The organism is Duncaniella sp. (genome assembly GCF_029054785.1).
In the GTDB taxonomy this organism is placed as follows: Bacteria; Bacteroidota; Bacteroidia; order Bacteroidales; family Muribaculaceae; genus Duncaniella.
The window spans coordinates 1-13,725 of record NZ_JAIDEN010000124.1 but is presented as its reverse complement, the minus strand read 5'-3'; the positions used below and the strand labels follow the sequence as shown (position 1 = coordinate 13,725).

General features: G+C 51.1%; 10 protein-coding genes. 3 read left to right on the top strand and 7 right to left on the bottom strand.

Translation table 11 applies throughout. From position 1 onward, the window contains the following. Nucleotides 1-11: 11 nt before the first annotated feature. The 3 genes from K2H17_RS07935 to K2H17_RS07925 all read right to left on the bottom strand — a co-directional run bounded on the left by K2H17_RS07935 (nt 12) and on the right by K2H17_RS07925 (nt 3,033). Nucleotides 12-1,139 (bottom strand): cytochrome d ubiquinol oxidase subunit II, encoded by a 1,128-nt coding sequence (locus K2H17_RS07935; protein ID WP_300133524.1) that lies wholly within the window; start codon nt 1,137-1,139, stop codon nt 12-14. 53 nt (nt 1,140-1,192) lie between these two features. After that, nucleotides 1,193-2,746, bottom strand: coding sequence for a cytochrome ubiquinol oxidase subunit I (locus tag K2H17_RS07930; protein WP_300133521.1), 1,554 nt, complete (start codon nt 2,744-2,746; stop codon nt 1,193-1,195). 101 nt (nt 2,747-2,847) lie between these two features. Beyond that, the gene (locus tag K2H17_RS07925) at nt 2,848-3,033 is read right to left on the bottom strand and encodes a DUF4492 domain-containing protein (RefSeq protein WP_300133544.1); all 186 of its coding nucleotides are present in this window, start codon (nt 3,031-3,033) and stop codon (nt 2,848-2,850) included. A gap of 984 nt (nt 3,034-4,017) precedes the next feature. Here K2H17_RS07925 and K2H17_RS07920 point away from each other — a divergent pair. From K2H17_RS07920 to K2H17_RS07910, 3 genes are all read left to right on the top strand, one after another. Continuing rightward, on the top strand, nt 4,018-4,728 hold the full coding sequence (locus K2H17_RS07920) for a hypothetical protein (protein WP_300133519.1): 711 nt from the start codon (nt 4,018-4,020) through the stop codon (nt 4,726-4,728). A gap of 19 nt (nt 4,729-4,747) precedes the next feature. Further along, the gene (locus tag K2H17_RS07915; protein ID WP_300133516.1) at nt 4,748-6,220 is read left to right on the top strand and encodes a WG repeat-containing protein; all 1,473 of its coding nucleotides are present in this window, start codon (nt 4,748-4,750) and stop codon (nt 6,218-6,220) included. A 299-nt stretch (nt 6,221-6,519) separates the two neighbouring features. Further along, nucleotides 6,520-7,551, top strand: coding sequence for a TlpA disulfide reductase family protein (locus K2H17_RS07910; protein ID WP_300133514.1), 1,032 nt, complete (start codon nt 6,520-6,522; stop codon nt 7,549-7,551). 164 nt (nt 7,552-7,715) lie between these two features. Here the strand turns inward: K2H17_RS07910 and secD are convergent, their stop codons facing one another. From secD to gldE, 4 genes are all read right to left on the bottom strand, one after another. Beyond that, nucleotides 7,716-10,604: a protein translocase subunit SecD gene (secD, locus tag K2H17_RS07905; protein ID WP_300133511.1), complete on the bottom strand. Its 2,889-nt coding sequence runs from the start codon at nt 10,602-10,604 to the stop codon at nt 7,716-7,718. 197 nt (nt 10,605-10,801) lie between these two features. Then, nucleotides 10,802-11,359 (bottom strand): 4'-phosphopantetheinyl transferase superfamily protein, encoded by a 558-nt coding sequence (locus K2H17_RS07900; RefSeq protein WP_300133509.1) that lies wholly within the window; start codon nt 11,357-11,359, stop codon nt 10,802-10,804. Beyond that, nucleotides 11,352-11,945 (bottom strand): hypothetical protein, encoded by a 594-nt coding sequence (locus K2H17_RS07895; RefSeq protein WP_300133506.1) that lies wholly within the window; start codon nt 11,943-11,945, stop codon nt 11,352-11,354. Before K2H17_RS07895 ends, K2H17_RS07900 begins: the two co-directional genes overlap by 8 nt. A 6-nt stretch (nt 11,946-11,951) precedes the next feature. Continuing rightward, nucleotides 11,952-13,298 (bottom strand): gliding motility-associated protein GldE, encoded by a 1,347-nt coding sequence (gene gldE, locus K2H17_RS07890; RefSeq protein WP_300133503.1) that lies wholly within the window; start codon nt 13,296-13,298, stop codon nt 11,952-11,954. Nucleotides 13,299-13,725 lie beyond the last annotated feature (427 nt).

The following is a 13,725-nucleotide window of genomic DNA, read 5'->3' as shown; positions in this document are numbered from 1 at the left end:
TGATAGGCGTCTTATTCGTGCTTGCGGTCCATAGCATACCAGGCATAGGCTATGTAGGCGGCCACAACCGGTACGATTATGGAAACCCAGCTCATGCAGGTCAGGGTAAAGTGGCTTGAGGAGCTGTTGAAGATTGTCAGCGAAGAGGCGGGATCGGTCAGCGAGGGATAGTAGGGGGTGTTGTTGTAGCCTGCGATCCAGAAGAGGGCGAGCACTACAAGGACTGTGCCGGTGCCGCTCCACCAGATGCCGTCGGTCCAGTGATCCGCGAAGGCTGAACGGCCTATCGCATAGAGCACCATGACGACGCCGACAAGGAAGATCGCCAGAGTCCAGGGCATCTCGATCAGATTGAAGAAGTATTTGAACTCCCGGACCTCGAAAGTGCTTCGCGGGCCGTCGATGCTTCCGTCAAATGTGGTTTCAAGACCTGCCGATGAGAGCAGCAGACCGACGAACAGCAGGAAGAACACCACGAAAATGACGGCGTTGACCAGTACCCTGCGGCGGTTGGCCTTGAAAAAGTCATCGTTGCGGGGATTGTTGTTCAGGAGGTAGAGTGCGGCCTGAGTGCGGGCAAGGAAGAGAACGGCGAAACCGAGGATCAGGTTTTTCCAGTAGAAAATCGCCTCGAAGCCGTGGGTGGGGGCCCAGATGGAGATAACGGGGGCGCTGCCGTCGAGAATATTGCCTTTGCTGACGGAGAATTCGGCGCCGAAAAAGAACATCGAGACTGCGACTCCGAGCAGGATGCAGCCCGCACAGCCGTTGATGAAAAGGAAGGTGTCGTAGGTGCGTGTCCCGAACAGATTGCCGGGTTTGGAGCGGAATTCATAGCTCACGGCCTGAAGCACAAAGCTGATCAGGATGAGCATCCACAGCCAGTAGGCGCCTCCGAAACTTGTGGAATAGAAAAGCGGGAACGATGCGAAAAACGCGCCTCCGAACACTACGAGTGTCGTGAACGTAAGTTCCCATTTGTGGCCGAAAGAACTGATCATGCGGCGCGAGGCTTCGGTGGAGCCGCCGACGCTCAGGAGGAATGTCTGTCCGCCCTGAACGAAGAGGAGAAACACCAACAGCGCACCGAGCACTGAAATGAGCAGCCACCAGTATGTCTGTAAGGATTCAAGTTCCATGATTTATATTTCAGTTAGAGGGGTGATATATTAGCGGTTTTTTTAACAACCTCTTAGTTGATCTCTTCCGGGCCGCGTCGGATCTGGTTGATCATTATGGTGATCTCGGCGATTAGCAGTGCGGTGAACACGGCGGCGAACATCCAGAATGTCAGTTGCACCGTTGAGGCCGAAATGGCCGAGATTGCCGCGCGTGCAGGCATGAGCCCTTCGATGATCCAGGGCTGACGTCCGACTTCGGCTGTGACCCAGCCGGCTTCGGAACAGATCCAGACCACCGGGATTGTCAGGATCGCTGTCCACTGCCACCATTTCTTTTCCCAAAGTCTGCCTCCGCGGGCCGAGCTGATCACTCCGAGTATGAAGAACAGCAGCAGATAACCTCCCGCAAGGACCATGATGTGGAATGAATAGAAAGTCATGCCGATCGGAGGCACGGCTTCCTCCGGGCTGTCGAGATAGCCGTAGCCGAAATAGCGGTAGTCTTCCTTGAGGCGGGCGCGGGCTTCTTCCATAGCGCTCTTGTCGCCTGCGGCCATAGCGGTGTCGAAGTCGCGCAGGGCTTCGTGGGCGCGTTTGCCGATGGCGATGCGTTCGGCATAGGATTCGGTCCTGATGGTGTCGCCTTCGGGTGTAAGGCTTATGCCGTTGAGGAGATCGTTGATGCCGGGCACAAAGGTGTTGGCATCGTGGTTGGCGAGGATGGAGAGTCCGTAGGGGATGGAGATGTCGAAGAGGAAGGGCGATTTGTCATCCTGAAGCGTTTTTGAGGGATCAAGCAGGCCGATGCCTACAATTTCCTGACCGACGCTGCCGTTGTAGAGGCCTTCCATCGCCGCAAGTTTCATTGGCTGCACGCGGGCCACTTGTACGGCGGAGCCGTCACCGGTCCAGAGTGTCAGGATGATGCCCGCCAATCCGGTCCATCCTGCTATCCTGATTGAGTCCAGGGCGAATTCCCGACGGCGCTTTTTCAATAGGAACCATGCGCTGACTCCACAGACAAAGGCTGCGCCGACAACCCAGCCGTCGAACACGGCATGGAAAAATTTATTCATGGCCACCGGCGAGAGAACCACGTCCCAGAAATTGTCCATCACATTGCGCATCTGACCCGGATCGAATTCCATCCCGACCGGATATTGCATCCATGCGTTGGCGATCAGGATCCACAGGGCTGAGATCGAGGCGCCGAGTGCCGTCAGCCAGGTCGATGCGAGATGGAATCCGGGGCTGACCTTTTTCCATCCGAAAAACATGACGGCGATGAACGTTGCTTCCATGAAGAAGGCGAGCAGGCCTTCGATGGCAAGCGGTGCGCCGAAGATGTCGCCGACAAACCAGCTGTAATTCGACCAGTTTGTGCCGAATTCGAATTCAAGGATAATTCCTGTGGCCACTCCCATTGCAAAATTGATGCCGAAGAGTGTCATCCAGAACTTGGTGGTGTTGAGCCACTTCTCGCTGCGTGTGCGATAATAGATGGTCTCCATGATGCCGACTATCACGCTCAGTCCGAGTGTCAGCGGCACAAAGAGCCAGTGATACATGGCTGTGAGGGCGAATTGCCATCGCGACCAATCGACTACGGTCATTAAATCGTCCATACTCTCTGATTTTTTAAGTTAGAGTTACTTATATTAGAGTTACTTATAGTTGAAAGAGGGGGGAAACGTGGTAGGTCTGTGAGGGAGCACTGACAGGAGTGCTATCTTCCGAGCAGGGACTCTCTGACGGCTTCGGCCCGTTCGGCATCGGTGGAATAGTCTCTTGACAGGATGTCGGGGAAAAACAGCAGTTTGAAGATAAAGAACAGGATGAACAGTTTCACGAGTATCAGAATCCACAGCTTCCTGCCGACCGTCATCGAGCGGAAACCGTCGATATAGAACATCGCGATGCGCCGCAGCAGGCTTGCTTTGGACTGCCGGACGGTCGGAGGATTGGTATGTTCGTTCAGTCTGTTATTCATATTTTTTATAACAGATAGGGAAGTGAAAAAGTCAGCGCTCCTTAGTCATAAATCTCACTGAACGCGTTGTGGCGATTTGTGGTGGTGCTGAGGATATGAGTCAAGTAACAGCTTGCGGATGGCGGATGTTTTTGAGAAAAACTTGATAATCGCAGACTTTCAGCTGTCTGGCATAAGCTGAAGAGGCACAGACTGTGATGGGATCCATCTGACATAGAGGCTGATGTTGAACAGCCTGTTAAGTTCAGCTGCGGGCTAATTGTAGGATATACAATAAATTACAAGTTTGTTCCCGATGGCAAAAATACAGAATTTTTCAATTTATCCGTCAGATTGAACAATTATTTTTCGTTCGGGTCTGAAAAAAACGGTTGAGATTAATCTCTTCTTGTTTTTGAATATATTGATAGTATTTTTGTCTTATGTGTCAATCACGCTGATGGAATATGTTATTGTTAGTAAAAATTAACAATAACTATAATAAAGGCTAAAAAAGTTTTGTCTACTTTTGTTAGATAAGTCTTAAGAGTTACTTATCGACAGACTAAAATTTTTTGATATTTGATAGTAGTATATACTTTGATAGTAGCCACAGAGCTGATTTGTGTTATCTGACCGATAAAATCAGATTGATTTGAGTCCCGGCTTTCATGTCAGGTTGCCGCAAGGCGCCGGGTATGAGGCAAGGATGCAGAAGCATTGGATTCATATCCAACCGGTGAATGTCCGGTCGGGTATGGCTTTACGGACACATACTCTACGGAGTGATGACCGTGGCATCTTGTAGAGTTGCCTAATCGGTTCATGGCGCTGTCATTCCCGTCCAGCGGATTTTTTATTAATATTTATCTAAATACCAGTGCAATGAACCTACTGCGTAAATTTTTTTCTTTATTAGTGTTATGTGTGTGTCTGCCATCTGCTGCCGGAAGCCTCAGCATCGGCTCGGTGACGGTTGACAATGTCGGTCTTAACAAGCGTCTTATACGCCTTGACGACAATGGCATCATTGTTGATAACTCAGGCATGTGTCTTGAAGTTACGGTCGGCATAAAGGCTGCGGGCATGTCGGGCCGAAGAGTGTTGTGTATTGTCAATCCGCTTGATGAAAATGAAAATACACTTGCCGACAGTAAAGGCGAAGCCATGAGTGTGGTGGCGATAACAATTCCATCGGCCAACTACAATGGCAAACTGATGGTTCCGATGCCATATCAGTGGGTGGTCACAGACCAGACCCGTGCTCTCAACAAAATTAAACTCGGAATCTCCTTGCTGTGTATGGGCGACAAGGATTCAGGTGAAATGAAGATTGTGGATCTCGACGGAAGTACAATCAAAGTTGACCGTTCCAATATGGGGGCGAAACTTATGGGAGACATGTTCGGCGGAAGCGCAGGCGGAGGAATCGGAGATCTGTTGGGTGGCCTTTTTGGCGGAGGCGATGCGGAGTCCACACAGCCATGTCCTTCATGCGAGGGTACGGGCGTATGCGTCCACTGTGACGGAGACGGCTACCTTGATCCGAAAAGCTGCCGCAAGTGCGCGTCTGATCCCGGAATATGTCGCCGTTGTAAAGGAGAAGGTACGATCACTATAAAATATGACATTTACTAAAATCTATAATAATATCTCTATGAAAAAGTCATTAGTCTCGATACTGCTTTGTCTGTTATTTGCAGGCGCAACACCTGTCAGCGCTCAGGGATTTCTCAAGGATTTGAAAAACAAGGCCGGCAAAACACTCAAAGATGCAGGCCGGAGTCTGTCTCCGGCATCAACGTCAGCGGCTAAAGCCGGAGCCTCAACTTCAACTAAGGCTTCCTCCTCGGCAACTGATTCAAGCAATGCTTCTGACGAAGCGGATGAAACGCCTGATGCTCTGAAAGGGATTCATCACGGTTCGATAGATGACCTTATGCTGTTTCCGGCTCCTCAGACAACAGCTTCGACAGTACGAATTACAGTTGAAAATGATATGCCTGCAATCTCCAGTTTTTATGACGGAGCGGCTTATATCTATTCCTATCCGCAAAAGGCGTTTTTTATTGACAAGAAAGGGCGCAAACTGTTTGAAACCGACATGGCTCAAAGTGATCTTGCCAGGATGCCACGTTTCGAGCAGGGAGTGTTTATGGAAATACCGTCTCAGTCGGTTAAAAAACCTATCTGCATCCGTGATAAACAGGGCCGTGTTGTAAAGGAATTTCCAAAGGCATCAAGTGCGACGCAGTTTAAAGATGGGAAAGCGATAATAGTTGAAGATGAGATCAATTATATGCATACGGTCCGATATGTAGACACTAAAGGCAATTATATCTATCCTGATCTATCCTATAAGGTTAAGTCGCTTTATCTTCCTTCTTTGGAGTCGGCAAACCGCAAGACATCTGAGGGGCTCACGGCTTTTTGCATTAAAAATGGAGATAATGACAACTGGAAATGGGGGTTTTACAATTCTCTGGGCAAAATCGCTATTGCGGCAGACTATGATGCGGTAGGCGATTTCCACGATGGACTCGCCGCTGTTATGAAAGTTGATAACGGAGTTGCCAGATGGGGATTTATTGATAAAAATGGCCGTCAGGTCATAGCTCCACGTTTCACGGTGAAACCTTCGGACTTTGATTCCGGTTATTCTCTTGTGATTGATAAAGCAGGCGATGGCTACTATATGGACCGCAGTGGTCAGTTCAAACTTGGACCTGTTCACAAATATCCGGCAGAAAAAGACGGCAATTATGTTTATATAAGTCCATTTCATAACGGTTATGCTGTGGTGGGAGTCGAAGTTAAAGAGACTTACGGTCATTCGGTCTATTTCTTTACAGTCGATGCCAATCTCAATCGTCTTGGGTGGGCTAAGCTCACAACCTCTCTTGACATGACTTGTCAGGATTTTATATGCTATGAGGGCCGCTACTATATCAAACAGAATTACGGTGGCGGAGACAGGTGGATGCAGATTAATCCGCGCAACTTTGATCGGATCGGTGAGGGTGATACAAATATCTTTTCTGATGGCCTTCGTCTTTATAACAGGTCGCAAAACGGCTTTGTCAACGATAATAACGAACTTGTAATAGTAGTTGAGGAAAGCAAGTTTTAGAGGGTGTTTCATAACAAGAGTTAAAATCTTTCGCTCAGATTTTATCTATTGTTATGAAACACCCTCTTAGCCCCTTTCCCCATGCTTTTTAGAGATTGTTTTTTAACCTCTCTAAATCAGAAACTCCACCAAGTTGGTGGAGTTTTTTGATTGCATCAGGTAAAGAAAAGATCTTCAAAGCCCCAAAAAATAGAATATGCTATAATTGCATCAGGTATTGTTTATAGACTTTAGTTTATTAACTTTGCCGTTAGAATAATTCTGAGGAAATAACCAAATCAATTAAATTTTTTCATCACATGAAACATTCTTTATTTTATGCAGGTGGTCTTTTGCTGTTGGCTTCTTGCTCACAGTCTCAGTTGCCTCAGTATGTGGTAACACTCAATGCCGATGACAAGGTTGAAGGCAAGACTGCCTACATTGTCGATTTTGACACGGAGGAAAATCTTGACAGCGCCGTGATTTCTCAGGGCAAGGCTGTTTTCAACGGTTCGCTGGAGGCACCTCGCTATGTGTCGGTGATGGTCGACGGCAGCAGCGCGGGCGAATTTTTCCTTGACGGCGATTCGATTTTCATTACCGACGGTATCGCCAAGGGTGGCAAGCTCAATGAGCTGAACAAAAAGCACTGGAGTGAGCGTCTGGCCCTGGTCGATGAGTTCCGTTCCTTGCCTGACTCCGTGCAGAAACAGCGTTATGAGGAGTTCCAGACAAAGATCAGCGATATGGAAACTCAGCTTCTGGAAGAAAACATCGACAATGCCTTGGGCTACTATTGTTTCTTCTACGGCCCCTGCCGCCGCATGGACCTTGCGGAGCTGGATTCGGCTATTGCCGCTCATCCGTCACTTGGCGAATACAAGCGCGTCCAGAAGGTGCGTGATGGTCTGCTGAAGTATGCCGAGACCTCCGAAGGCAAGATGTTCAAGGATTTCGAGGTGACATATAACGGCTCCACTTTCCGCCTGAGCGATCATGTCGGCAAGGGCAAGTATGTGCTGGTTGACTTCTGGGCAAGCTGGTGCGGACCGTGCATCCGTCAGACTGCCGTCATCAAGGATCTCTACAAGGAATACGGTCCCAAAGGTCTTGAGGTGATCGGCGTTGCCGTGTGGGACAAGCCTGAAGACACTCTCAAGGGTATCGAAAGTCATGAGCTTCCCTGGATGAATGTCATCGACGCGCAGAACATTCCGACTGAGATCTATGGCATCGCGGGTATTCCGACTATCATTCTTTTTGGTCCTGACGGAACGATTGTCAGCCGCGACAAGCAGGACGATGAACTCCGTCAGGCAGTGGCAGCTGCTATGGAGTCAGGTAAGTAAGAGGTCGTTTTTTAACAACCTCTAAATGCCGACTGATTTTTCCTGCCGTAACGGCGGAATCAAAGTTATAAACACCTGTTAAAAACAGCAACGTCCCGGAACTTCGGTTCCGGGACGTTGTCACATTTTATCGGAGACTGCTGCGGGAGCAGACTGTTGTCGGATTAAGCCTTGGCAGCTTTCTTGGCGCGGCGGGCGTCGGTAAGGTAAGCGACGGGAGCTGCGACATAGATAGTAGCGAGTGTACCGATGATCACACCGAAGATCATTGCGAATACGAATGAGCGGATGGCGTCACCACCGAGGATGAAGATGCAGAGGAGCACAAGGAGTGTCGAGCATGAGGTCATCACTGTACGGCCGAGGGTTGAGTTCATCGAGCTGTTGATTGTGTCGAAGAAGTTCTGCTTGGGATAGAGCTGAACGTTTTCACGCACACGGTCGAAGACTACCACGGTGTCGTTGATCTGGTAACCGATAACAGTAAGGATAGCGGCGATGAACGACTGGTCGATTTCCATTGCGAAGGGGAAGAGACCCCAGAAGAGTGAGTAGAAACCGATGATGGTGAAGGCTGTGAAGGCCACGGCTGCAAGTGCGCCAAGCGAGAAGGCGATGTTGCGGAAACGGAGAAGGATGTAGAAGAACATCGCAAGGAGTGCGAGGATCACGGCGATGTAGGCGTCGGTGCGCATGTCGTTGGCCACGGTCGGACCTACTTTCTGCGACGACATGATACCGATGTTCTCGTTTGTGGTCGAGAAGTCCTCGATGCTCATTCCGTTGAGGTGGTTTTCAAGGCCCTTGTAGAGGATGCCGGTGATTTCGTTGTCGATGCCTTCTTCGTCAGAGTCGATCTTGTAGTTGGTCGAGATGCGGACCTTGGTGTCGTCGTCGATGGTGATGACACTGAGCTGTGCGCCGTCGAAGAGGGGTGCGAGCTGGGCCTGAAGTTCGTGGGTCTTCACGGGGTGATCGAACTGAACCACGTAGTTGCGGCCACCTGAGAAGTCGATGCCCTGGTTGAGACCGCGGACGAAGAACGAGATGATCACTACCGCTACAACCGCGCCTACGATTCCGAAGCTGACCTTACGGGCTGCAAGGAAGTTGAAGTGGGTGTTGGAGAACATCTTGCTTGAAAGCGCAGTGGTGAAAGTCAGATTCTCGAAAGGCTTGGTCTTGGCACACATTATATAGATAAGGCGTGTCAGGTAGACGGCGGTGAAGAATGAGCAGACGATACCGATGATGAGGGTAGTGGCGAAGCCCTTGATGGGACCTGTTCCGAAGAGCAGGAGGATCACACCTGTGATGATCGAAGTGAGGTTCGAGTCAAAGATGGCTGAGAATGCGTTGCTGTAACCGTCGGCGATGGCGGTGCGTACGCTCTTGCCGGCGCGGAGTTCTTCTTTGGCACGTTCGTAGATAAGCACGTTGGCGTCGACTGCCATACCGAGTGCGAGCACGATACCGGCGATACCGGAGAGTGTCAGCACTGCCTGGAAGGAGGCGAGGATACCGAAGGTGAAGAAGATGTTGAAGACGAGGGCGATGTTGGCGATGATGCCGGGGATGAATCCGTAGAAGAGACACATGAAGATCATCAGGAGCGCGATGGCGATGATGAATGACCAGAGACCGTCATGGATGGCCTGTTCGCCGAGCGACGGACCGATCACGGTGTCGGAGATGATGTCTACCTTGGCAGCCATCTTACCGCTCTTGAGCACGTTTGCAAGGTCCTTTGCTTCATCGGTGGTGAAGTTGCCGGTGATCTGTGAGCGACCGCCTTCGATGACGGAGTTCACGTTGGGCGATGAGTAGACCTGATTGTCAAGCACGATGGCTACGGGCTTGTTGAGGTTGGCGGCAGTGATGCGGGCCCACTGGCGGGCTGCATCGGGCTTCATGTTCATTGAAACATAGTTACCGTTCATTGCCTCGTAGTCGCTGGTAGCCGAAGTGATCACGTCGCCGCTGAGAGCGGGTTTGCCGTTGGATGTCTTGAGGGCTACGAGCTGATAGATGCTGAGGTTGCGCTTGCCGCGAACGGAGTCATCGACCTGAACGATCTCAGGCTTGAATTCCCAGGCAAGTTTGAGGTTTGAGGGGAGGATGCCTTTGGCTACGTTCGATGCGAGGATTGCGTCGATGGTGTCGCGGGCAGTCTCTGTGGCTGAACCTACGCTGATGGGGCGGTAGGGGTTGCCGACCTGAAGGAAGTAGTCGAAGAGACCTTTGCCGTTGCCGGTGGTGTCGGTGCGCAGAGCGTTGTCGAGCGCCTGGAGCATCGGGGCGATTTCGTTGAACTGGGTGGTCTCGTAGAATTCGAGGTTGGCGCTTGATTTGAGAAGCTCGCGTACACGGTCGTGTTCCTTCACACCGGGAAGTTCAAGGAGGATCTGGCCGTCCTTTTCAAGCTCCTGGATGTTGGGGGCAACGACACCGAACTGGTCGATACGGGTGCGGAGCACGTTGGTCGAGCTGCTGACGCGGTCCTTCACTTCCTGACGGAGTGAGCTTTTGATTGCGTCCATGCTGTCGCCGCGCTTCACCTGGTCTTTAAACACAACCGAAAGGTCGCCCTGGGGGTCGAGCTTGCGGTATTCTGCGCAAAAGACGTCAATGAAGTCATTGCTCTTGTTGGCACGGGTGATTGAGTCGGCGCTCATGACGGCACGTTCGAAGTAGGGGTTGCCGTCGGCGTTGGCCATCGAGCGGAGAATGTCGGGCACAGATACCTGAAGGGTTACGTTCATACCACCCTTGAGGTCAAGGCCGAGACCGACTCCGAGTTTCTGTACTTCATTGAATGTATAGCCTAAATAAACCTTTTCGTTAGCGATGTTCTTGATGTACTCGCTATAAGCCTTACGTTTAGTTTCAGGGCTGTTGTTGTCCTTGGCAGCTTCGACTGCGGCATATTCTTCCGCTTTCTTCTCGTAGTGGTTGGTAACTAACGTGAAAGAAAGGTAGAACAGGCAGATGAGCACCATGAAGATGGCGATCACACCTGCAACAACACTTCCCAAAGATCCTTTGCTTTGCATTGTGTTAAAGTGATGTATTTAAATAGTTAGTTAAAATTAATTCTGCGTTGTTTTCATGGAGAAAATCGGTAAAGAGCCAATTTTCAGTCTGCAAATATACGAAAATTCTTTTAAATGCCCTCGTGGGAGGCCTGATTTTTGCGTTTATTCTGTTTTGTGCCTGATTTTACCCGGAATTGCCTGTCAGATAGGCTGATTCAGATTTCTTCTGTGGCCACTGCGATCTGTTCGCCGGCTGGAAGTGAGTGGAGGGTGATCGAAAATGATCTTCCGCGGGCTTGTGCGCTTCTGAAATCCGCGGCTGCCGAGATTTCGGTCAGGGAGAGTCCTGGAGTGAGCGCGGCTTTGTAGACGGCTTCTTTGATGGTCCACAGTTTCAGCAGGAGTTCCAGCTTCGCCTGCGCGTCGCTTGTCTCTCCGGCAAGACGGTTTTCAGTCTGAGTGAGGAAACGTGGGGCTACCCGCAGGAGCTGCTGCCGGGCTGATTCGATGTCTACACCTATATTAATATTAGTGTGGTTGGCTATTGCCAGAATGCAGAAGTCTTTGGAGTGGGAGAGCGAGATGCTGATCTCCGGATGCCCTTCGATCATGGGGGCGCCTTCGGGGGTGTGGGCGAGGGTGATGCTGTCACCGAAGACTTCTGCGATCAGCGATCGGGTTGCTGCTTTCTCGCAGTCGCGCCTGGAACCTGCGTTTTCCGGGATGCGGGTGATGTGGAGCCGATAGGCCGGAGTGTCGGTCAGTTTACTCATTGGCGCAGTTTTTGAGCAGGTGTAGAAGGTCGTTGCTGACGGCTTTGACCACGGGGGAGATGGAGTCGGCTGACGATCCTGCCGGAAGGTCCAGGTAGAATGCGCCGGAGAGTACGGAGGTTGAATCTGTGGCGAGCAGCTGGAGCGGGGTGGTGAGCGAGGTTCTGGTTTCGGCCAACTCGCAGTGCCATCCTCCCGCCGAGGTCAGTTCGGTGATGACCGTGGTGGCTCCTCCGGCATTCAGTTCCATCCGTTCGCGGCGGTTGGCGAGTATGCCGGTGATTTCAGAGGGTTGTGCGCTTGTCAGTGTGAGATAGACGGCTGCGTTTCTGAACTGCGGATATCTGACGGTGATCCATGTGGCTGAGCCGTCGTTGCGCTCTGTGCTGACAGAGGCTTCCGCGTTGAAATGCAGTGTGGCGTGGCCTATGGTGTGGGTCTTGTAGTTTTCTCCGGGCAGTTCGATTCTCGGCCATGCCTCCGGCTTGGGGACTGCGTTGTTGCTGCCCTTTCCGGTGCAGGACGCTGAGCCGATGGCAGCGGCGGTTGCTATTGCCGAGGCAAGGATGAGGCCGGTCGCTTTCATGGTCTGTCAGGCCGGGGTGGGGGCGGTCATGGCGTCAGGCTGATCTTCGGGCATCACTTTTACGCGCACGTTTACGATGCGGTGCTGGTGGATGGAGAGGATCAGGAAGCGGCAGCGGCCATAGACGATTGACTCTTTTTCCTTCGGGAAGTCACCCTTTATCGCAAGGAGCATTCCGGCGAGAGTCTCGCAGTCTTCGATGACGGGTGCGTAGGCTTCTTCGTCGAGGTCTGTGACGCGGAAGAAGTCGTTGAGCAGAGTCTTTCCTTCAAATATATAGGTATCGTCGGGGAGACGGCGGTAGGTTTTTTCCTCCACGTCATATTCGTCGTCGATGTCGCCGACGATTTCTTCAAGCACGTCTTCAAGGGTTACAATGCCCTGAGTGCCGCCGAACTCGTCGACCACGATGGCGAGATGGACACGTCTTGAACGGAAATCTTCAAGAAGATCGTCGATCATGCGTGATTCCGGGACATAATACGGTTCGCGCATGAGTTTCTGCCATTCGAAATTCTCTTCGGTGCGGCCGACGTAGGGGAGCAGGTCGCGTGAATAGAGGACACCCTTGATGTTGTCCATCGTGTTTTCATAGACCGGCAGGCGGGCAAATCCGCTTTCGATGACGATTTTCATTACCTGAGAGAAGGTGTCGGAAATCTCGATACCGGTGATGTCGACACGCGGGGTCATGACTTCGGAGGCTGTTGTGTCGCCGAATTTCAGGATGCCTTCGAGCATGTCTTTGTTCTCGCCGTCGCTGACATTGGCGATTTCGAGGGCCTGCGAGAGGTCGTCGGCTGTGACGGATGTGGCTTTTTTGGTGACCACTTTCTTCACGATGCCGCTGCTTTTCACGAGAACCGACGAGAGGGGATAGAACAACCTGAGTCCGGCTTCAAGAAACGGTGCGGCCATTTTTGCCCAGGTGAGATTGTTGGAGTTGGCATAAAGTTTGGGCAGGATCTCGCCGAAGAGCAGGATCAGGAAGGTGAGGATGACGGTCTGCAAGATAAAGCTCCACACCGGGGGCATGGCTGAGAAGATCGGGCCGAGCGCGAAGTTACAGAGCACGACAATGGTCACGTTGACCAGGTTGTTGATGATCAGGATTGTTGCCAGAAGGCGTTCGGGTGAGCGCAGAAGTCTTAATACGCGTTCTCCTGACGAGCTTTCTTCAAGTTCGTCGCACTGTACTGGTGTCAGTGAGAAAAAGGAGATTTCGCTTCCCGAAACAAAAGCCGAGACCAGAAGCGCTACCATGGCGCAGAGAAGCGCCACGATGCCGTCGGTGGATATCGGCGCTACGTTGAGCAACGGATTGTTGATAATGTCAAGAAGAATGTTTGCCACCTGTTCAGTGGCAGGTAAAGGGTCAGTGTCCAAGACGATTGAGATAAGTTATACAAAAAGCCGGGGCATCAACCACAGAGACGGTATGAGCCAGCACAGGCATTATCGCTGCAAAGATACGCAGAATTTTCGTAACCTCACAGTTTTTTCATCATGCTTTGTCGGATGGCGGTTGAAAATTTGGCTGTTTCCGAAAAAAATAAGGCCGACAGCAACCTACGAAATTGCTGTCGGCCTTAGAGGCTGTTTAATAACAATAGTTAAAATCTGAGCGAAAGTTTTGAGGTGGATATGGATCTGAAATGAAGGAGTATAGCGAGCTATGTGACTGAAATGAAGAGTCATAGGCACCCAAAACTTTCGCAGGCGACGGTATTGTATTTTTTCCTGTTAATAATTTCATGTCTGAGAATTTTTGAGGTTACCT